Origin of the sequence: Ornithinibacillus proteolyticus (genome assembly GCF_039581225.1) — a bacterium.
Lineage (GTDB): Bacteria > Bacillota > Bacilli > Bacillales > Amphibacillaceae > Ornithinibacillus > Ornithinibacillus massiliensis.
On sequence record NZ_JBCPXV010000003.1, the window covers coordinates 1 to 20,059 of the forward strand.

Annotated in this window: 34 protein-coding genes; 1 reads left to right on the top strand and 33 read right to left on the bottom strand. The window is 38.8% G+C overall.

Features of this window, described 5'->3' with window-relative positions:
• From AAIB49_RS02435 to AAIB49_RS02565, 27 genes are all read right to left on the bottom strand, one after another.
• Positions 1-613: distal tail protein Dit (locus AAIB49_RS02435; protein WP_343457094.1), on the bottom strand; the 613-nt coding region annotated here is incomplete at its 3' end.
• Positions 614-619: 6 nt separating this feature from the next.
• Positions 620-3,412, bottom strand: a complete 2,793-nt coding sequence (locus tag AAIB49_RS02440; protein WP_343457095.1) for a phage tail tape measure protein — start codon at positions 3,410-3,412, stop codon at positions 620-622.
• A gap of 5 nt (positions 3,413-3,417) precedes the next feature.
• Entirely contained in the window at positions 3,418-3,747 is a 330-nt protein-coding gene (locus AAIB49_RS02445; protein WP_343457096.1) for a hypothetical protein, read from the bottom strand.
• Positions 3,748-3,764: 17 nt separating this feature from the next.
• Positions 3,765-4,133: a hypothetical protein gene (locus tag AAIB49_RS02450; RefSeq protein WP_343457097.1), complete on the bottom strand. Its 369-nt coding sequence runs from the start codon at positions 4,131-4,133 to the stop codon at positions 3,765-3,767.
• A 48-nt stretch (positions 4,134-4,181) separates the two neighbouring features.
• The gene (locus AAIB49_RS02455; protein WP_481857830.1) at positions 4,182-4,724 is read right to left on the bottom strand and encodes a hypothetical protein; all 543 of its coding nucleotides are present in this window, start codon (positions 4,722-4,724) and stop codon (positions 4,182-4,184) included.
• Between the two features lie 33 nt (positions 4,725-4,757).
• Entirely contained in the window at positions 4,758-5,135 is a 378-nt protein-coding gene (locus AAIB49_RS02460) for a minor capsid protein (RefSeq protein WP_343457099.1), read from the bottom strand.
• Positions 5,132-5,560 (bottom strand): hypothetical protein, encoded by a 429-nt coding sequence (locus tag AAIB49_RS02465; RefSeq protein ID WP_343457100.1) that lies wholly within the window; start codon positions 5,558-5,560, stop codon positions 5,132-5,134. Before AAIB49_RS02465 ends, AAIB49_RS02460 begins: the two co-directional genes overlap by 4 nt.
• The gene (locus AAIB49_RS02470; RefSeq protein WP_343457101.1) at positions 5,557-5,889 is read right to left on the bottom strand and encodes a hypothetical protein; all 333 of its coding nucleotides are present in this window, start codon (positions 5,887-5,889) and stop codon (positions 5,557-5,559) included. Before AAIB49_RS02470 ends, AAIB49_RS02465 begins: the two co-directional genes overlap by 4 nt.
• A gap of 3 nt (positions 5,890-5,892) precedes the next feature.
• A complete protein-coding gene (locus AAIB49_RS02475; protein WP_343457102.1) occupies positions 5,893-6,288 on the bottom strand; it encodes a hypothetical protein in 396 nt (131 codons plus the stop codon).
• Positions 6,289-6,324: 36 nt separating this feature from the next.
• Complete coding sequence (locus AAIB49_RS02480; protein ID WP_343457103.1) at positions 6,325-6,714, bottom strand: Rho termination factor N-terminal domain-containing protein; 390 nt, start codon at positions 6,712-6,714, stop codon at positions 6,325-6,327.
• Positions 6,715-6,772: 58 nt separating this feature from the next.
• Entirely contained in the window at positions 6,773-7,753 is a 981-nt protein-coding gene (locus tag AAIB49_RS02485; RefSeq protein WP_343457104.1) for a major capsid protein, read from the bottom strand.
• A gap of 29 nt (positions 7,754-7,782) precedes the next feature.
• Positions 7,783-8,448, bottom strand: a complete 666-nt coding sequence (locus AAIB49_RS02490; protein WP_343457106.1) for a hypothetical protein — start codon at positions 8,446-8,448, stop codon at positions 7,783-7,785.
• Positions 8,449-8,545: 97 nt separating this feature from the next.
• The gene (locus AAIB49_RS02495; RefSeq protein ID WP_343457107.1) at positions 8,546-8,737 is read right to left on the bottom strand and encodes a hypothetical protein; all 192 of its coding nucleotides are present in this window, start codon (positions 8,735-8,737) and stop codon (positions 8,546-8,548) included.
• Positions 8,730-9,650 carry a phage minor capsid protein gene (locus AAIB49_RS02500; RefSeq protein WP_343457108.1) on the bottom strand — a complete coding sequence of 307 codons (921 nt, stop codon included), beginning with the start codon at positions 9,648-9,650 and terminating at the stop codon, positions 8,730-8,732. Before AAIB49_RS02500 ends, AAIB49_RS02495 begins: the two co-directional genes overlap by 8 nt.
• Positions 9,643-11,115, bottom strand: a complete 1,473-nt coding sequence (locus AAIB49_RS02505; RefSeq protein ID WP_343457109.1) for a phage portal protein — start codon at positions 11,113-11,115, stop codon at positions 9,643-9,645. The genes AAIB49_RS02500 and AAIB49_RS02505 overlap by 8 nt, the downstream gene beginning before the upstream one ends.
• 12 nt (positions 11,116-11,127) lie before the next feature.
• Complete coding sequence (terL, locus tag AAIB49_RS02510; protein ID WP_343457110.1) at positions 11,128-12,918, bottom strand: phage terminase large subunit; 1,791 nt, start codon at positions 12,916-12,918, stop codon at positions 11,128-11,130.
• 4 nt (positions 12,919-12,922) lie between these two features.
• Positions 12,923-13,228: a BC1881 family protein gene (locus AAIB49_RS02515; RefSeq protein WP_343457112.1), complete on the bottom strand. Its 306-nt coding sequence runs from the start codon at positions 13,226-13,228 to the stop codon at positions 12,923-12,925.
• Between the two features lie 42 nt (positions 13,229-13,270).
• Positions 13,271-13,591, bottom strand: coding sequence for a hypothetical protein (locus tag AAIB49_RS02520; RefSeq protein ID WP_343457113.1), 321 nt, complete (start codon positions 13,589-13,591; stop codon positions 13,271-13,273).
• Between the two features lie 488 nt (positions 13,592-14,079).
• Positions 14,080-14,541 (bottom strand): phBC6A51 family helix-turn-helix protein, encoded by a 462-nt coding sequence (locus AAIB49_RS02525; protein ID WP_481857833.1) that lies wholly within the window; start codon positions 14,539-14,541, stop codon positions 14,080-14,082.
• A 43-nt stretch (positions 14,542-14,584) separates the two neighbouring features.
• The gene (locus AAIB49_RS02530) at positions 14,585-14,959 is read right to left on the bottom strand and encodes a hypothetical protein (RefSeq protein WP_343457116.1); all 375 of its coding nucleotides are present in this window, start codon (positions 14,957-14,959) and stop codon (positions 14,585-14,587) included.
• A gap of 258 nt (positions 14,960-15,217) precedes the next feature.
• Complete coding sequence (locus AAIB49_RS02535) at positions 15,218-15,835, bottom strand: hypothetical protein (RefSeq protein ID WP_343457117.1); 618 nt, start codon at positions 15,833-15,835, stop codon at positions 15,218-15,220.
• A 12-nt stretch (positions 15,836-15,847) separates the two neighbouring features.
• Positions 15,848-16,138, bottom strand: coding sequence for a hypothetical protein (locus AAIB49_RS02540; protein WP_343457118.1), 291 nt, complete (start codon positions 16,136-16,138; stop codon positions 15,848-15,850).
• 3 nt (positions 16,139-16,141) lie between these two features.
• Positions 16,142-16,852, bottom strand: coding sequence for a PDDEXK family nuclease (locus AAIB49_RS02545; RefSeq protein WP_343457119.1), 711 nt, complete (start codon positions 16,850-16,852; stop codon positions 16,142-16,144).
• Positions 16,849-17,043, bottom strand: coding sequence for a hypothetical protein (locus tag AAIB49_RS02550; RefSeq protein WP_343457120.1), 195 nt, complete (start codon positions 17,041-17,043; stop codon positions 16,849-16,851). Before AAIB49_RS02550 ends, AAIB49_RS02545 begins: the two co-directional genes overlap by 4 nt.
• Positions 17,040-17,324: a hypothetical protein gene (locus tag AAIB49_RS02555; protein ID WP_343457121.1), complete on the bottom strand. Its 285-nt coding sequence runs from the start codon at positions 17,322-17,324 to the stop codon at positions 17,040-17,042. Before AAIB49_RS02555 ends, AAIB49_RS02550 begins: the two co-directional genes overlap by 4 nt.
• The gene (locus AAIB49_RS02560; protein WP_343457122.1) at positions 17,317-17,538 is read right to left on the bottom strand and encodes a hypothetical protein; all 222 of its coding nucleotides are present in this window, start codon (positions 17,536-17,538) and stop codon (positions 17,317-17,319) included. Before AAIB49_RS02560 ends, AAIB49_RS02555 begins: the two co-directional genes overlap by 8 nt.
• Positions 17,531-17,845, bottom strand: coding sequence for a hypothetical protein (locus AAIB49_RS02565; RefSeq protein WP_343457123.1), 315 nt, complete (start codon positions 17,843-17,845; stop codon positions 17,531-17,533). Before AAIB49_RS02565 ends, AAIB49_RS02560 begins: the two co-directional genes overlap by 8 nt.
• Positions 17,846-17,971: 126 nt before the next feature.
• On the opposite strand from AAIB49_RS02565, the gene AAIB49_RS02570 reads away from it, so the two are divergent.
• Positions 17,972-18,115: a hypothetical protein gene (locus tag AAIB49_RS02570; RefSeq protein WP_343457124.1), complete on the top strand. Its 144-nt coding sequence runs from the start codon at positions 17,972-17,974 to the stop codon at positions 18,113-18,115.
• 8 nt (positions 18,116-18,123) lie between these two features.
• Here the strand turns inward: AAIB49_RS02570 and AAIB49_RS02575 are convergent, their stop codons facing one another.
• The 6 genes from AAIB49_RS02575 to AAIB49_RS02600 form a co-directional block, all read right to left on the bottom strand.
• Complete coding sequence (locus AAIB49_RS02575; RefSeq protein WP_343457125.1) at positions 18,124-18,294, bottom strand: hypothetical protein; 171 nt, start codon at positions 18,292-18,294, stop codon at positions 18,124-18,126.
• A 169-nt stretch (positions 18,295-18,463) separates the two neighbouring features.
• Complete coding sequence (locus AAIB49_RS02580; protein WP_343457126.1) at positions 18,464-18,631, bottom strand: hypothetical protein; 168 nt, start codon at positions 18,629-18,631, stop codon at positions 18,464-18,466.
• Between the two features lie 4 nt (positions 18,632-18,635).
• A complete protein-coding gene (locus AAIB49_RS02585; protein ID WP_343457127.1) occupies positions 18,636-19,067 on the bottom strand; it encodes a hypothetical protein in 432 nt (143 codons plus the stop codon).
• The gene (locus AAIB49_RS02590; protein ID WP_343457129.1) at positions 19,045-19,284 is read right to left on the bottom strand and encodes a hypothetical protein; all 240 of its coding nucleotides are present in this window, start codon (positions 19,282-19,284) and stop codon (positions 19,045-19,047) included. The genes AAIB49_RS02585 and AAIB49_RS02590 overlap by 23 nt, the downstream gene beginning before the upstream one ends.
• An 11-nt stretch (positions 19,285-19,295) precedes the next feature.
• Positions 19,296-19,532: a hypothetical protein gene (locus AAIB49_RS02595; RefSeq protein WP_343457131.1), complete on the bottom strand. Its 237-nt coding sequence runs from the start codon at positions 19,530-19,532 to the stop codon at positions 19,296-19,298.
• Positions 19,525-19,980, bottom strand: a complete 456-nt coding sequence (locus AAIB49_RS02600; protein WP_343457132.1) for a hypothetical protein — start codon at positions 19,978-19,980, stop codon at positions 19,525-19,527. The genes AAIB49_RS02595 and AAIB49_RS02600 overlap by 8 nt, the downstream gene beginning before the upstream one ends.
• Positions 19,981-20,059 lie beyond the last annotated feature (79 nt).

The following is a 20,059-nucleotide window of genomic DNA, read 5'->3' on the forward strand; positions in this document are numbered from 1 at the left end:
CACTTCTTAAATCATTCCCATTTAAATATACTTTACGTCCTACATAATCAATCTCTAGCATGTCACCAGCAATAAAGTTATAGTTTAGTAGGATATAAAGTCCGTTTGATGATTCCAGTGTAAATCTCGACTGCGGTACAGTAAAATTCACTCTTACTTTCCATGGGGTTTCAGTTTGACCTGTGATTACATGCGATGTTACTTCTGTTGTTATGGGTTGTTGTTTTGTTTGTCCCCTTTTAGCTGACTCTGGGATGATAAATCTTATCATGCCATAACCATGAGTAACAATTTCATCCGGATTAAAACTTCCATCGACAATGGCCATGTAGCGCCTGTCTCTTTCATCATCAAAGATTAATTCTTCTACATTCTCTGTTAATAACCAACTAGATAAATCCTCTGCGTGTTTTCTTAATTCAGAGGTACTATCTGCTGAAACCTCAACAGATACTTCTTCTACCCTAACCCCTCTTTTCACCCGCCTTAGCTTGGAGCCGGTTTTTCTCTTTTCGGTCAAAACAAGGTTTCTAGGAGCCCAGTAAGTTCTTCTACGGTGCGTAACCATGAGATAATCTTTCCTTAACCCTCTAAATGTGAGGCTCTGACCCATAATCTATCACCTCTTTACTAGATTTTTTCTGTGTTTATCTCGTTTTTGCTTTTTTGTTACATGAGGTTCGACAAGTGACCCAACTTTGTGTGAATCCATTAAAATACTAATATCCTTACCCTCACGTATACCCTCGGCAACCTCTTCCAATAGCCTTATCACTTGTGACCAGTGTTCCCCATTTCCTTGAGGTTTTAGCACACCAGACTCAATAATTCGCCATAGATTTGCTTGTTGCCCCTTAGTAAGTACCATCTCATCTCTGAGGAGTCGTACATCAATTTCGTTATGCAGCGGTAAAGACTCAAGCTGATTAATATGCAAGTCCGGTGTACCGCCAGTGTGTAGTTTAGGTTTTTCAACAATTCCACCCGTGTGATAAGACGGAAGTGGAGTCGCACCTCTTAGATGTGGAGGAGGCGTTGTTCCATTCCAAATTATCGATACATTTTTATTTATAGGCCTAGACATCTGTTCGTTCATACTAGACGTACTACGAGTAATATCTAGTATTTGATTTTCTACACCTTTCAATCTTTCAATCTTTGTATCGATAGCCTTTTTTGCCTCTTTGTACTCATCCGTATTTTTCCTCGCTGCGTCTGTGTTTTCAATAAGACGATCCCGTTCTTCTCTCAAAGCTTTTAGTTCATCTTGTACAACAGCAAGTCCTTGTCCTCTTTCGGCAGTGAGTCCTTCTTGTTTTAACAGGATATCGATCATCTGAAAACGAATTTCCTCGTAACCCTGAATTTCTTCACGAATTTGAGCTAACTCCGTGTCGTTACCTTGAATTTTAGTTGCTTGATCGGCTATTTGTTGCTCATTTTTATCTAACAGCCTTTCTGCTTCTTTAACAATCGACCGCTGATTTTGAATTTCAACCTCATGATACAGCTGTTTGTTCGCAAGCATACCCTCAAGTTTTTCTTCTTCCCTTGTAACACCCTGCTGCAATTCGACTCTTTTATCTTGCAACTCATTCAGCTTATTCAGTGCTTTCTGTTGATCGTTTATTATCTTTGCTTCTTTTTCCAGTGTTTCTTTATACTCGACCTCTGTAGCCAGTCTTGTAAGTTCAAGATCCGTATAAAGTGATTCTAACTTCTCTTTACTGTAATTCTTTAATGCATCTGTAGAGCCGATAATGGCATTACCTTGATCCGTGATTTTACTTGTCGCTTCCGGCATTACCTTTACTAGGTCATTGTTAAGCTCAACCATACGATCAAGCTCACCATTCTGAAAGCCTGACCTTTTCTCTAGTTCAGCCATTTCGTCTTTAATCGCAGCAATGACCTCTGGGTCACTTGTTTTCTGCAATTCAGTCTGTAAGTCTATATATCTAGCAAACTCGTCATTCGTTAACCTAGACATCATTTGTAGATTATCAAACTCACTTATAGTAGCATCTAAAGACTCTAGCTCATCAAATTCTTGTGATAAACGTTCTATTTTCGATTGCAGATCTTCGGTGCTAAACGCAGCTCCTGCCAGGGCTCCTCCTAGTAAAGATACTCCTGTAATTAACCATCCAGCAGGACCCATTGATAGCATCAAACCACGAATTGCTAATACCAGTTTCCCGATTGTCGTGATAGTTAGTGCAATAGCAGCCGTTGTTCCAGCAAAGGCTAGTCCTGATTTGATAGTTGAAGAATCTAATTCTGTGATTGTTCTAACGACCTCTATACCGGTTTCAACTATATCTTTAAAGATAGGTAAAAACTCGTTTCCAATTTTAATACCAAGCTCTTCCATCGCAGACTGGAATTCTTTAAAAGAGCCAATTAAGGTATCGTTCTGTACTGCAGCGATTCTTTCTGCAGTACCTGCTGAATTCTCTAATTCCTTCGTATAATCTCGTAAGCCATCTTCTCCAACTTTTAGTAAGGCAAGGAAACCTGCCGCTGCCTCCGTTCCAACAAGCTGAGCTGCTGTTTGTGTTCTTTGAGCTTCTTCCATCCCTTCCATTTTCTCAGAGATGTGACCAATTAACTCTGGAAAGGACTTCATCTTGCCATCAGCATCAGTAACCTCTATTTTCAGTCTTTCCATCGCTTTAGCTGTTTGCCCTGTCGGATTAGCCAGCGATAACAAAGCAGCACGTAAGACGGTACCCGATTGACTACCTTGTATACCTGCATCACTCAAACGCCCAATCGCCGCAGCTGTCTCTTCTATAGACAATCCTAAGCTGGACGCAACGGGAGCCACGTACTTCATCCCTTGAGCAAGCATTGGTAAATCCGTGTTTGCCGTAGTCATCGTTTTTACGAGCACATCTACAGCCTGATTTGTGTTATCAGCTGATATACCGAAACCAGTCATGATATTTGACACTAAGTCTGCAGACTCTGCTAAACCAATTTGACCGGCAGCTGCAGCGTTTAAAACAGAGGGTAATGCAGCTATTTGTTGGTTAACATCAAATCCGGCCATAGCAAGATAGGATAAAGCGTCACTCGCCTGACTAGCACTAAATACGGTAGTTGCACCTGCACCACGAGCCGCATTTTCTAATAGCTTAAACTCTTCGCCGGTAGCTCCAGAAATAGCTTTAACTCGTGCCATTGATTGTTCAAAATCCATAGCAACTTTCGCGCTTGATCCAATACCTGCTACAACTGCCGTACCAACTGCAAGGGAGGCTTTTTGTATAGCATCAAAATCACTTTTCATCTGTTTAGCCGATAGACGTGTGCTTTTCATATCTTCACGAGCTTCGTTCATTTTCCGTTTAAATTCGTCATTACTTAAAACTAAACGTGCTCTTATTTCTCCACCTTTTGCTGCCATACGTATTACCCCCCTCTCGTTCGATTAGCGCCTTGATTCGTCATCAAACGAAGCGCCTCGAGCTTCTGACGATCTAGTTTGTTCTGCTCCGTTTTGTTTTCTTCTTCAAGAATCTTCGTTAAATTACGAACTAAGTTGTGATAATCTTCTTCTTCCATCACTCGATTGTTCGATGCAATTGATAATTGTAGTTGCATAAAGTAATCAGCTAATTGCTCTTTACGCTTTTTTTCAATTAACTTCGGAATGTCTACCATGTAGTACTCCGTTTCCAAAACCCGTTGACTTACTCCAAGTACAGAGCTAACTTCTGTTAAAAAATCATCTAATGACAAAGAGCCTTCTTCCTTTTTTACTCTCTCTTGGGAAGAAGGCTCTTTACGTTTTTTACTGTCGTATCTAATCTATTAAGCTTTACAGTGCGTTGTAGGTATTCGAGCAGTTCGTCTAAACCTACATTTTTACGGATATAGTCAACTTCTATGTCTGTTAATACAGACACAATTTCTACCACTTCGTCTAACGCAAGATTAAGCGCCTCGACGATATAGGCATAAAAGTCACTTTTAGGTGCAGACATTACTTGAACGACTAATCCTGGAATCATGTCCACTTTACTAAAAAGCTTTTTCCACTTTTCAGGTGTAAGCTTTGGAATCTCTACACGTTTTTTATTCAAATACATTTCGTTCTTATTTGTTTTCAATAGATCTCTTAACAAGTATTTCACCCCACAAAAAATAGGACGTCCCGAAAGACGTCCATAATATTAAGATCCTGTTGATTCTACAAAATCGTCACCCATTACGTATAACAAACCCTCTTGTGATAAATCCGGATAAGCGACAAAAGTAACATTCGTTACTCGCTCGTTATCACTGTTATACGTATAGTTTGGATCTGCAATCGCACCAGCAAGTGGAATAGTAATCCAATCGTCAGGAGTAGCATCAGGATCCGTTGGTTTGATAACCAATGGCTTAGCATTTTTCAACATGTCGTACCCAGCACCAGAATATACTTTCAATTTCTTCTTACCTGTAGTTATATCCTCTATCAATTTACTACCAGGCATAACTGCAGCAAGTCTTTTCAAGTCATGTAATGCAAAAGGTACTGTCGCTTGTGCAGTAGAGCCTTTTACGATGGACTTAACCACAGTATCTCCATGTTGATCAACTGTAGTGTCTTGCTTCGTAGTTGTAGCTGAAAAGACGATTCCGCCTTTCGTTATGTCAAAGATAACCTGGTCAGCACCTTCTCCATACTCTACAATTGCAGGGCCAATAGGTACGTTAATTCCTTGAGTCATCTTCATTCCTCCTCTTCAAATTAAAAAAGTCCGTCATCTAGGACGGACAACACAATCGAAATTCATCGAAAATATAATTCTATTATTCTCATCTTCACCAATCATCAAGGGATCGCTACTCATTGCCCGAATAATGACAATAGAGTCATCCCCTATTTTTACATTTTTTAAATTGGTTAACGCTTTATGAATAGCGTAGGCACGTTCCTCACATTCTTGATCATCAACGCCCCGAACCCGAACTTGGAATGACGGCTGTCTTTTTCCAGTCCATTGATCCGGTGGAAAACCGCCTGTAAGTTTCACAGCTGAACAGTTGTCGGGAGCATTACTACTAACAGGAAATCGGTTGGAGTAATATTCTCCTGGAACAATAGACTTGATAAAGTTCTTTAACTCATTTACTCTCATTTTCCATCCATCACCCCTGCTATCCCGTCTGCTAACCATTTAATATATTTTTCCGATTCGCCTTTTAATGGGCGTTCCAAATATTTATTGCCAACCTCATATCCATCTGTACCAGGACTCTTTGCTGATTGTTCACCAAGTTCATAATCCATCTCGTGCGTCCATAACGCATAATTAAATCGACCCTTACTAGACGATTCACTTGCACTAAAAGCAACTTCTCCTACTACTCCAGTTCCTTCAACCTTTACTGTTTTCTCCATTGTTTTTCTCAACACAGAGGACTTAATTGGAGCGATTTCGCTGGATATACGACCTAAGTCATCTACTGCATCACCCATAGATTTTTTCTCTCCATCAATAACGTTTAGCTCTTTAACAGATAAATGACTTAAAAAATCAGAGTCATCAAATTCAAAACTCATATGAAAACCTCCGTTAAGATAGGCTTCCCACTTAGATGACGTCTTACGTTAATCTTTTTTGGTTTCCCTTTTATCGTTTCGTTGAGCTCATTCGTATAGGAGATAGTGTCTTCATACCGGACATCCTGAAGCTTGTCTAATAGAATTTTAGCTTTGGCCACAACCTCTTTTGACGTTACATTAGAGCTTGCACGATACTCTACTAAGAATGTACCTTCATCTACACGTGCCTTATGTTCAATAATTTGATCGGGTATAGTTTTACCATAGTCATTAATTGTTTCTCCACGTTCAATGATGATATCTTGTTTCATTGGTACTACTGGCATAAACTATCTCACCGACCTTCCGATACGTCGCCTTCGAAGGTCAATCCCGTTTTCTTCACCGATTAACTCGAAAACTTCATCTGGTATTAATGACGCTAAAGGAGTACCGCTAGATTTTACGTTGTTTTCTTTAAACGTAAATGAAGCCACACCTGTAATCGCATATCCAGCTACACCTTGCTGCTGATAGCGATTAGTATCGTTAAACACGATAGCTAACCATGCAGCAAAGTAATAAACCGCACTGTCCGGGATGGTATACCGCTTGAATCTTCTTTTCAGGGTAGTTTCTGCAGCATTTAAAATACGTTGCTTTTTGCTGTCATCAGATTCTTGCCAATCCTCAATATCGATAATATGAGCTTCGATATACTCGTCTGCAGCTGGGGTTGTAATCATAAAGACAACCCCTTATTCCTCAAGGTTGTCTTTTGGTTATTGGTTATCGTTATCGTCTTCCTCGATGTTCTTCTCCTCGTTGTTTGCCTCCTTAGAAGTAAACTCCTCTTGTTTACCTTCATCATCTTCAGAGGTAGATTCACCATTAATTAAGGCAATCAATTCATCCCTAGTTAACTTACTAAATCCAGATAGCTTTAACCCTTTAGCTTTTTCCTTTAACTCTGCAACTGTCATATCTTCGATCGGCTTTTCTGCTTCTACCTCTATTGCTTCTGCAACTTCTGAGATATCAGCATATTTATAATCATTTATTAACACATTACGGATATTAAGATCGTCTGTATACCCGATACCTTTAGCAAATGCTACGCCCTCCGTTACCCCATTGTACTGTGGGTTAGGTGTTTGAATTTTATAGACCATTAAAATTACCTCCCTAAATTATAAAGAGGGTGTTAAAATAACACCCTCAATGAAAGTCTTAAGCCCCTGTTGGTTCTGTAGATTCTTGTAATACCACAGCTTTGTTAAAGTCTGTAAGTAATTCTTCTTTTGTACGTTTACGAACACCTTTTAATCGTGCAGCAGCTCGTGGGTGGAATACAGCTAATCCGTTATACCATTCAATACGAGTACGGAATACAGGTTTTTCATCAATTTCACCTAAATCACGGACGTCAATGCCTCCGTTTTGTAGCCCAGAAGTATACTCTTCCTCGCCAAATTTCACAGCATATAGGGATGCTGTTTGATCGTTCGTACCCTGAGTCTCGTTGAATCCTAAAATAGGTAAACCTTGAGCATTATCTTCAATAGGACGGATAGGAATTCCACCATAAGTCATTACTTTACGACCGTAAGCGTCATAACTACCTTCATCATAACCGTGGTGCCCTTGAATCAATGCTTTAATCTCACGACGCATGGATTTAGAACAGAAAATAACATCCGGTTCTCCTTCGACAGAATCGATAAGTTCATCTAACATCATGATTGTGAGCTTATCGCCATCTTCACCTGCTGGAATAACTTGATCACCTGTTAAACGTTTTTTCAAACCATCAAAAGCTTTAGCGTTAGTTCCAATGTCCCCATTGAAGAAGTAATCAGTCCAAGTTAAAGCAAGGGACTTAACCTTCATTCTGGTTTGAATAGCACGTTGATCATTTACGTTACCACGTGTTTGAACGATAAAACGGTCCACGTCAACGTCTCCACCAGCAATTACAAGGCCTTCAGATTGTTGATTCACTACGCCAGTGCTTTCTTCGTATGCTTCGTTAACTCCACGGAATCCTACACCTGGTAATGTTTGTTCTTGATTGTACTTGTAAGAGTTACCTGCAATTTCCATAAACGGTAGTAACTCTAAAACTGCACTGTTACGTGCATATAGTTCAATAACCCCACGTTGTAATGTATCTGTAGACAATTTTGCTGCTTCTGGTAATGTTAATGCCATAATTTCATTTCTCCTCTATTAATTATTTTTTACTTTTTACTTCCATAACCCGCTGCTAATAATTGCATTGGATTCATATCTTCAAAGTTTGTTTTACTTGTAGATGGGTTTGTAAGCCCACCAACAGGGTCATCTGATTTCTTTGTACCAAATAACCCTTTTGTCTCTGCCTTTGTAATCCAATCCAGTTTTTGTTCCGGACTTAAGTTATCCGGAATTAAATCGTGAAACTCTTCAGGAATACTCTCTAATTTTGTGTTGAGCATGTTAGTAATAATTCCTTCTAAGGTCTCAGCACGAGTTTTAGTAGATTCAAAATCTTGTTTGTAGGTTTGCAATTGCTCATTTGCTTGTTCGTAAAGCGATTGATATTCGCCTTGCTGCTCTTTCTCTTTACGTTCTTCCTCTTTTTTCTCCTCTAAAAGTTGATCCAATTGTTCTTTTACAGACTTATAATTGTTGTTAACCTCATCAAACCTGGACTTTGGAATCATGATGTCATCCGGTTTTGGGTCAACTGATGGATCCTGTTTCGGCGGATCAGCCGGAGGGTCTGCAGGTGGGTCTTGTGGGTCACCTGGGTCTGCAAAGAACTGTAGATCCAATGGTAAAAGTCTTGGTGATTTAGAGACTTCTTTGTCCCTAGCAAATAAGCCCAGAATTAATGCTTTTAGATAAACAAATAATATTTTCATTTTGTTTCCTCCCGATTTTCGTGTTTTACGAGCAACGCCTCGAAATTTTGACAATAAAAAACAAGCCTGTTTAACGTCTAGTGCTCAAAGACGAAGATTAATCTTTTATATTTTTGTAATCCTTGAAACATACTAAATTGGGCGTAACAGTTACAAATTCATCGTTACCTGCAGTAATCGTAATTCCTTTCGTCCCCTTAATTTCTTTTCCATCAACAAATAATCTAAAGGCACGACCATCCTCACTATAAAATACTACTTTACTAGTTTCGACTAAATTTTCATCCAATTTTAGGATTCCTCCCTCCTGCGGCAATAGCCTCATTACCTCGTTCCGCTTGTTCTTGAGCGTGTTTGAGTACTGACTGCGGTAATTTACTTAAATCTCGTAACGTATTAACCTGATGTTTACAACGTACATGAAAAATCTGTTTAGTAGCTTTTAATTGATCAATTGTAGGATAGTCTCCTGGAGCATTATCTACAAGTTTCACTATTCTACCTTCGTGATATCTACAGGCATCTGTTGCACCATGACTTGATATGACTCCGTAGACAGCCCCTCTACTAATCGATTCATTAATGTTTGCTTCAAAGTAAGCTTGATTCATTTTTTCTAAAGTAATAGTTTCCACATACGTTTCAGGTTTCCATTTGCGACCTGCTGCATCAATAATTCCAGTGTTTACGAGACCTTCCATCTCTTTATACATGCGATTAAGTGCCTCTCTTTTAATCGTCCGGACACCCATAACTCCTTGTGTATACTGTTCTCGCATGGTTTCGGAAAATATACGACGTAATCCGGCTTTCGTCTTTCGATCCATGTTCTGTGTTACATTTGCTAAATCCTGATAAGTATCCTGGACTGCAGCTCGTACCATCTCACGATTGATTTTATTAAAATTGACTATTTTCTCAGCTTCTTGAAGCGTGTCTACTACTCCAAGGGTAAGAAATGAACGAGCAACTCCTTTTCTAGCAGACTCCGGGATATTTTGTTTTACCCATTCCTCTGAGCTTTTGTCTAAGTCTACAATGATATCTGCTATATCAGATAATGCAGCTCGAGCGTTAGCACCGTAAAGGGAAGTTACTTCGCGCCTTTCAATCTCTCTCATAATATCCTCGGCTGCTCTTTTATACTGTTTTACAAGTATCGCAACATTAATATCAAAGTTAGGACTACTAGGATTACGCATCAACAATTACCTCTCGATTGAAAACCTCAGAGTCAACAAAACCATCGGCTTTTTCTTCATCGCGTATACGCTGAATTTCTTTCTCAGCTTGCTCTTCCGTCAGCTTGTAGTCTTCCATGAGGATAGACTTAAGTGATTTGGTCGGTTTACCACCAGAACGAATTTGAGCAACAGTTGCTTTTTCCATCTCATCATCTGCTAGTCTCTCATTGAACAGGACTCTAGGGTTCTCTACTACCTTGTAATCGACTTTATCTGCTTTTGCATGTTCTAGCATTTGAGCAATAATAAGCACCTGTTTTAATCCAACTTCAAAATACTGCCGTTTCCGTTTGATTTTTAAGAGTAAACTGTTCATACGTTGCTTGATTCCGGATCCGGAAGAACCACTTGTACCAGAATTATCCTTACCCAGTACAACAGGAGGAATTTCTGCAGCCATTAACAAGTAATCTAATAGTTTGTCTAATTCTTTGAACGCTGCTTCCAGTTGTCCATTCCAGGTAATATACTTCGGTTCAGCGTCGCCTTTTTCATACTCAAATATCTTATCTCGAGCTGTATGGAAAATAGGATTTCCATGTTCATCTTCCCCAAGAGAACCCAACGGAACCGCCATTGCAGGGTCTGAGTGCTTATCTAAAATTTCCGCAATTAAAGAAAGGCGCATGTTTATCTCATCAAAAATACTGTGATGTTCAGATAGATCGTCAATCCCTTCCCAACTATCGTCAATCGCAAAGTTCGGGACATGTACCACAAGAGAGAAAGGTACGTGAGTCTCTGTTTCTTTGAATGAGTCTATTACTTCCGCGTAAATTCTGTACTGCAGGATGTTCCCTTCTGTATCTAGCTTTGTCGGATTCATTCGGTACTCTCTATTCACGATTTTACCTGGATAATGGGATTCAACCTTTAGAATAAATTCCTGCTTATTAGTATTTGGAACCTCAACTGGAAAAGCAATATGATAAATAAAAATGTTCTTCGCATCACCTGGTAACGTCTCAGGGAATACATATTCCGGATTTTGCGCTTCGATAAAGACACGGAAAGGATCCAATTTCTTATCTATCATCCCGTTCCATCGTTGACCCCAACGAATCTTGTAAAAGGCATCTCCACGGAAAGCATTTCCTAACGCAGATTCATAGTTTGTAATGTTCATATTGTTTTGTGACCCAAAACGTTCTAAAGCTTTTTGTTCATTGGAATTTTCCTGGACACCCGCATCAAAAGAAGCAGGTTCTCCAAATAAAAAATCAGCACTCTTTTTACAGATAAGTGCGGGAAGATTTGCTGTAATGTACAACAGATTTTTTTGATCCTTACTTAGATGATTTCGTTTTTTCTGAAATACATCATAGTGGAATCCTTTAAACAATTTTTTATTATCCCGATACCGCTGAATACGTTCTGCATGATCCGGGTGCGGATAATACTGTCCAATTTGAAATAACGTCATACCTCTCACCTCCTATACACCTGCAGGTTTTTTCCTATACGTCCTACGAGTTCTACGAGCCCCACCCGACAGATTAACCGCACCTGCTAATGCATCAGGTAAGTCATCATGTGAGGCTGTTGGGAACTCTTCTAATTGACTAATAAGTAATTTATGTTGTTTCCTAAAACGCAAAAAACCACTCTCAACGAGTGGTTCCATATTCTCAATACGTTTTTCCTTATTCTTCTCGGAGTGAGAAGATACGGCCTTGATGATTGTTCCGTAAATACGTTCTTTCATCAATCTAGACTTAATTTGGTTATATTGGTCATGACCTACACCGATAGTTTCTACACCAAACATTTTATGACCAAATTGTTCTATTTTCTTGATAACCATATCTTGTGCTTCTTTTATCGGACACTTTTTAGCCCAAGCATCCACAATAAACATTGCACCAGTGACTCGATTACGGGCAATAGTTACAATCGCATTGTAATCTGTACGTTTTGATTTACCTGTTGCAACGTCCCAAAAGCCATAATAATCTAATGGTAACGGCCTACCAGTTGAATCTACTAAGTCTTCGTCAGTGAAGTAATAAAAGTTATCCGGATTAAACGTCATAGACTCTTCATCTCGAGGGACGTTTTGCATTTCCGTGTTAAATGCTTTTGAACCGTTGTCCCATTTCCAAAGCATTAGCTCGAAAATAGGTTTCGCCTCTGGCCACAACACAACGGCACCCTTGTCCATCTCTTCTTTGTGAGCTTGATAAAAGGCCGTTGCTCTTTCCAAACGCTCTTCTTTTTCCAAATTGATGTCTTTGTAAATCGACTCACATTGTTCCCAAAGATCCATACGCTCCGGTTCTTCAATCAACGCTTTGTATAAGCGAGATTTAAAATCTGAACGATTATGAATAACGTCATTGAGTAACGATTCTCGATGTACGATAGTCCCCATGTAGATATACGCGGTACGCTTCCCCATCGGACCGCCCAAGGCCATGACAATCTGTGTAAACCAGTCTTTTAACTTGGCACGTGCTTCAGCTGTTGAAGCATTACCTCCAGGACGAGAATCTTCCAAATCATCCGCAATAACCAAGTCAGGACGTTTTCCATTCCAGTTCCTGCCTCGTAGGGCTTGACCTGTAGACGCAGCTTGAACCAGTGTTAGCTGTTTCTCATGACTTGGTGCCCCTTCTTCATTCGGTTCTGCAGCAATGAATTCATTATCATTATCCTTGATGTTCATTTGTTGTTTCGGATGTAGTAAAGGTCCAAAATCTTCACGTAGTTTTCTGTTAGTTTTCAGCTGTCCGGATATCCAGTCTAAGTTCGATTTTGCTACCGTAGGAGTCTCTGAAATCATAATTATATAGTTTCTAAGTCTATAAACAACTTCTCTTAAAGGCTCCGCTCGAGACAAGTAAGTTGACTTCGCATGTGAACGAGGTGCAGCTGTCGCGTCCTTCGCATTCTTTTCAAACTGCGAAATTTCATCCATCCTAGAGCATATCTCTTTGTGAAAATCAGGTGCTTGTTCTGCAGATTCAACGTCAAAATCTTCCCAATTCCCCTGATTTCCTGGATTGTAACGTTCCGAGAAATACTCGATCGAGAAGTACAATAAATCAACTTCACCTCTATGAATTCGCTCGAGCCTCTCAAGCTCTTTTATATAATTGTCTAATTCGATGGTTTCATCATACGTAAGGTTGTCAGCATCTAACATGACATCAATTATTTCTTTCGTCGTGTTAATTAATTCCTGCCTCTCCTCGCGCGTTAACCATTTATTGTTCACCCATGCCATAACATCAGTCCTGGTTCAATAGAACTCTGACAGGACCCTCTACGGAATACGTAGTAGGAACATCCCCTGTTAGAATTTCAAGCACTATTTCTTGATGAGGGTCAATGATAAATTCCTTAACACCTTCACGCTTCACTAGTTCCTCATGTAATTCCTTTGTTGAGTATACAGATAAAGAAGGTTCTACCCCGATACCATGCTCCTTCTTAATTTCATCTATCGTAACCTGTAATTCGTGGCTATATTCTCCATCGTGATTCACAGACCGCAGTGTTTCTAAATACTTGTTCAGTTTTTCAACTCGATTCATGTTTTACCTCCTCATACAAAAAGGACACCCAAATGGGTGCCCTTATAATTTAAATTTTGATTTTAGTCTTGCTGCTACTCTATTACGTTTTTTCTCTAGCTCGTCATAGCGTTCAAATGCCTCTTCTATCTCTTTTAGATCTTTTAATTGTCTAATTTTCGAATAGGCTTGCTTTGTCTCCCGTATTAACTTTCGAAGTTCGTCATTCTCAACAAGTGTGGTGTATTTCGTTTTGCAGCTTGGACAGGAAAAGTAATGAATGGTTACCTCTCCTTCTAGTCCGTCTTTCTTTTTCGTTTTTAGGATTTTCTTGATTTTAAATTCTTTGCTGCAATTATCGCACCTTACCTTCTTTAAATTCATTCGATTTACTCCTTTTTAACACGATTTTCGAAAGTCCAAACGTTTTTTCGATACGCGGATTTAAGATGCACTAGATTCCGCCCTATTTTGGGGGTGCCCCCCGGGGGTGGGGGTTCTGCTAATCTTCGACCCTTTCCCGTTTATGCAAAATTCTCGGGAAATAAATTGTCAGACAACTGTTGAAACACTTGATAAATCAACAATGTATAAAATCTTGCATATTTCATAAAATAAGACATTCTAAAAACGTTGATTTAACAATGTTTATAAATTCAATTAACTTCCCAAAAGAAACATTATGTCAACTAAAATTGAATACTCTATGCAGCTATATGCATAATGCGGGTATCGGTATTCGACCCATGCACCCCAAAATTTTTACCCCGGTCTCCATTAGAGGTTGGCAGTGGGTGAAATTATACATTTGTGTAACAGTGTAAACAACATACCACCAAACCCTACTTATTTATAAGGCAAAAAAGACTATACTACTCAGATGAGTTACCATTTCTTTTCTTGTATGCAGCTATGCGTTCTTGCATAGCATCAATATCCGTAGCAGTCTCCAGCTTATCACTCACATTCACAGCATCTGTCAGCATGTCATTCATTTGAAGAACTAGTTTAGCCATTGCTGCGTTATGATCCTCTGTTACTGCTGCAACCATAGCCTCAGTAACTTCAGGTAACTTATTCCTTGTATTCCGTATAATACGTTTTTTCAATTCCTTATCAAACAAACGGTCATCTAACCAGTTATATAATGTTTTTCGGGTTACTCCACATTCATCTGCAATCTGCTGCATGGTTTTGCCGCCGCGTTTAGGCAGGGCCAAGTAATTTATTGCAATATAATGTTCCGCGCCTAGTCTTGTTAATGCCAATATTGACCACTCCCTTCTAAATAGAAAAAGGACCAGGAAATTATCTCCCCAGTCCTTTACGTACACTTGTTCCAATCTACCATAATTTTACCTTTTTGCTGATAAATAGTCAAGAACGAATTTTATCTAGTAATTTTCTAACACCAATCATACTTCCATTTAACTCATCGTGTATTAAATCCACAGCTTGTCTACAGTTATAATCATACTGATTTCTAGTAATCCCAATGATCTTTAAAGTTTTATTTCTTGGTACTCTATAGATCCACCGCGCCTTACAACAAGCTTTAATCTCATCTGGTAGATCCTCGATAGCTTTATCTAACATCACTTTATTTAGCTGACTCATTCGAATTCCGTCATATTCCTTAGGACCACTGTTACCAGGAATCGCATCTATCGGCTTGTCTCCTGCAGCTAGTGATTCATAATTCTCCAACCAATATCGAATTGCTTTTTTACTGACATACCCTTCCAGTCTCATAAAGCATCATCTCCAAAAGCAAAATTCCTTAAATAACTCTTATATACTATTAATAAATAATAGTATTAATAATAAATATATATAATAATAATATTTATTTATAATATATATATATATTTATATATAGTAATAGTAATTTATTAGGGGGGTTAAAAATTATTAAAGACATTACTAGCTGTAAATTTTAAAATTTAACCCCCCTCTAAAAAAATCGTAATTATATATTTTTTCTTCCAGCAGCTGTAACCTCGAAATTCGTCACTCACCGATAGTAAATACAACACCATTTTCATCCGGAGTAAGGGTAATTTCAATTTCAACACCCCTATATGGTAATACAATCACATAGTACGATCCTGTTAGCCTGTATTTTTCTTCCCGTACAAACATTGGTTCATCTATTAGATCCCCAGTTCTCTTTTTAATTACACCCATACCAATTATCTCTAATGCTTCTAGTGGTCCTACTTTGTACCGGTGTATTACTTGGTTTATTAATACGTCTGATGTGTTTCTTGTTAGTAAATACCCTCTCACACGTAAGCGGCCTTTTTCTAAATATATGTTGCTATCTTTTACCTTGTTGTTTAATTGATTCACAAAAGTATTGTTATCTCTTATCAATTTCGCACGTGCAGCGTAAGGTAATACACACGCTGTGTACCATTTCTTGAAATCCGGATGACTCCTATCTTTTATCGCGTCTATGATGTGCGTAGGACGTTTTCCGTTAAACTGTAAGCCTACCGTTTGTTGTCTGGACGAGAATACTTGAACCTTAACATTATTGCTGTTACTTTTACGGAATATAGCGTTCAGCTCGTCTGCATCTTTCCCATTGTCTACTAAAATCACTACATAAGATACGTCATTCATTGTTTTCAGCTCCTATCCTGGATAAACAATCCCATTTACCTTGTAGTCATTTTCATGACCCTTAAGTATAAGGTCTACATGCGTTTTTTCCTTTTCTGTCATTCTATCCTCGTATATTACGCTTCCCTTATCTGCAAAGAGAGGATCCAGTTCCCCTTCCTCTACTGGCAGAAAACTGATATGGTCTTCATCTACCTTGAAAATCATAAAATTTCGATACACGTACATCAACTGAAGAACATCCCCATCAAGTAAAACAGTTGTATCAACAAACATATAGTTATTATTAGGATTGTATTTCATAGGCTATAGCTTCCCTTCTGTTGGAATAGGACGTTCTCCATGTTCGAATCTTGCTTGTCGTGCTTTGTTATATGCATTTACTAAACGGGGTGTCGCTGTGTTATATGTTTTATCTCCGTTCATGTACTCTTCATGCCCCTTACAACTACATTCTAACCTTGCTGCCCTTCCATCGAATTCACAGCCTATCTTTCCGCAGAAAGGACATTCACAAAATACATACGGGTGGTCTCTTCCTTGAAGTCCAGTTATTATGTCCCCTTTATAGTCACTCGTATAAGCAAAAGTATTGCCGTCATCATAGGTAGGTGTTCCGTCTGAAAAATACCATACGTCTATATTTTCTGGGTCAATGTACGGTATATTCCCTACAACGAAAACTGAGCTTCCTGTTCTTTCCGCTAGAAGGCTAGCTTTTATATCCTCTTCTTCTGTAATGTCATTACCTTTTACTTCGACCCACAGATTCAAATCTGGAAGCCAGAAGTCAGGTAAATAATATAACGTTTTCCCCATCCACTTTTTCCTTAAATCTTGCCAGTCCTCTTGAGACTCAAATAGATCACTATCTTTTTCAGTAAGGAGTAACTCAAATCCTTCTGGCTCATACTCCCACTTTATACCTAAAGAATCAAAGAAAACCGCCCAACGTGCTTCGAGTCTTGACCTAAACCGGTAACCTTTGTAAATCGTCTCGATAGCTTTAATTGTCAATATAAATCACATCCTTGGTTTATAATGAAGCACTCTAAAATATCTGTATTAAGCGCAGCAAGTATAACACCATCTTTACCATAAAAAATAACAAAACCGTTTATGTTATTTTCCATAAGTTCAACCTTAACAACATTATCTAAAAGAAGCAGTTCCTCTATACCCTTAGCTTTTATCGCGTAACTCTTCATGCTCCATTCTCCTTTCGATACGCTCTCTTCAACTCCCGAACCTCGTCCCTCTCATAAAGAGCTTCGACCTTATGCAGATAACTCTGCTTCAGATATACTGCAGCTTGAAATAACTCGTGCTGATATCCGAATGAAAAGGATCCGTACTTATGAATCTTTCTTTCTACTATCTTCACACGACATTCATAGTACTTTCTTCTTAGTTTCGACAATAGAGATAGTTTGACGACTCGTTTAATCGATTCTTCGTGATACACGTTACGACCTACTTGTTTAGGCATTGGTATCACCTTTAATAGCTTGACGCGCTTTAAACCCTCTATCGATATCTACATTAGATTTTTTTAGACCTGAATCCTTGCCATAATCAACTTCTCTATCATGGTTTTCTGGGTCTGCATAAAACTCTAGCACTTGTTTATAGCGTTGATTTTTTGCTCTTAACTTTTCATTGGCTTTAAATAATTGTTCTTTTGTCCAAGGAATATTACTCACTCTCTTCCCCTCCTTCTAGGGCTTGACGCGCTATTAACTTTGCTACTCGTACGTCTGTTTCAATAACTTCTTCTAGCGCTTGTTTGTAGCGTCTGTTTTCTATCTCTAACTTCGCCATAGACTTTCCACAATTCTCTAAGTTTACAATGTGTTCTTGATTTTCTTCTGCTTGTTGAATTAACCACCTACGTTGAGATGCATCTTCCTCAAACTCTGCTAAATCCTCGCTTGGTACCATTCCATCATGCATTTCCACCCATTCGCGGTATTCAATCTTAGCCTTTTCCAACCTCTCCTGATTAGTCACGTGAATCACTCCCTAGAAATTCTAAATTGTGTTATAATTATTTGTAGTTATTCTTTATCCCAGGCCCCGCTCCCAAGGGCTACTCAGGCTCACACCCTAGCAAAAATAGTTAAGAAGGGAGCTGGTATGATGAAAAATCTACTTAAATGGGTAAAAGCTATCAAATTAAACCTACTAATTGTTACTGTTGTGTTTGAGAGACCAAATTCAGATACCATTGCTAGGGTGTCTGGGAAAGAGAATAGCTTATATCCTTCCATGTTTACCTGAACTGTTCATTAAGCTCCTTGAATAACCTTAATAGCTTTATCAAGTGGTATTTTTTTAAGATAGCATTGATAACCTAACTCCAAAGTGTAGACTGTGCCTTCACTTAAGTGGTTTTCACTTTGAATTTCTTCAATTGACTTACCTCTTTCTCTCATTTTTAAATATTTTTCAATCGGCATTAAAATTCCTCACCTTTCTTATTGCACTTTGTCTCATAGCCTCACCAAGCACAAAGATCATTCTGACATTCGACACACAAATATATATCTTTAACTAGACGAGCCTTATCCTTCCCACAACGATCACAGCATGTTTTCTCTTGTGTCTTTTTACCCACTACCTCATCCCCTAAAAGTAATGATTTGAATCACTTTCAATTTTGACTTTCATTGCTCGTATTTTAGCTAACGTTTGCTTTAATTCTTGTTCCGACTTACCTTCTGTTTCCATGTACCCTTCTTTATGCAGCTGTTCTATTACGTGATTTTCTACTAGATTTAGTTCCGATACTTTCACAGTCTCACCCCTCTATTGCAACAGCGTACATGCTTTTTCCCTGGTCAATTCGTGAAAGTCGTTCTTCGGATGCATACTTGTGAATCGTACTAACTCGGACATCTAAAAATGCTGCACACTCTATGGCTGTTCCGACAAAAAGAAGTTCGTCACCCTTATATAATGCATATTCCACCTTATCCCGTTTTCTACGAATCTTTTGGGTCGAAGCACGTTCTTTGCTCCAACCCAAGCTAACTCGTTTATAGAATAAACCTGCAGGGATTCCGTTTTCCTCTGCTTGTCTAACCCACTTACTATCATAATTCCTTATGGGTTCCGTAATTGCTCTTTCGATTGGCCACTTTTCCTTGCGTACACGACCGTTTACTCTCTCCCGAGGGATTCCGTTTTTAGCGGCTATATCATATTGCTCAGGTGTAATATAAATGTTCAACTAGATCACCTTCTGTTGTTTCCATATCGACGTACCCAACAATAGTGTTTTGTCCCCAGTTACCGCGTCTATTGCGTTTTTGCATGGTATATTCGACCTTACTTCCGACAAAAGTAAATTGTGTACAGCGCCAACGATTCGACAGATTGAATTTGCTTCGTCCTAGTTCGGTAAAGATATTCGCTAGCGTTTTATCATGGAGTGTGATTGTGTTCATGCCTCATAACCTCACTTTCCTTGCGGATCATAAACATAACGTTTTCCATCTACCATCAGTACTGATGGTACCCCTTTTCTGTGCTTCACGACTTCCACTTCAGCTATTCGTGTTCTGTTATTCGATTGATAGTCATACTCGTTTACTACCATTTCGATTAGCTCTAATCGTTCTGCAGCTGGTAAATGATCTTGTTTTAACAGAAATTGAACATGATAGAGTTTCTGTTCTAGATTAGTGTCATTCATGTTGTTCACTTTCTTTGTTGTTTAAAATAATGTACTCAGGTTTATCTGGTACCACATAAGGGAAAGTGACAGGAACATTACTTTCTCGGCTGGAATACCATGTCTCGCCTCCGTCATCCGAAAATACCTTTCCATACAAGTAGTGAGCAGTAGAGTTGTCAAAGTTCTCTCTAAAAACTGCGTAGCAACGTTTGTTTTGCTGAGTATTGTCACTTCCGTAAGATTCTCCCCATTCGTCATCTTCACCTGTTAATGGAGTAATCGGCTTCCAATCTAATAATCTTTTGATAAGATTTAATGCGTAACTAGCACTGAATCCGCTATGACCTTGCTCGGAAAATACTTTTACAATCTCGAGAATGTCTTTGTTAATTTCGAGCTGCATTTCATCCCCATTTTCAACTAAACGATTTAATTCCTTTTCAGCCCAATTTACTAAATTACTCATTTTCAACATCCTTCCTTTTCATGTTATAAACTTGAACATACGCTCCGATTGACGCAATAAATAGGACACTTAAAAAAGT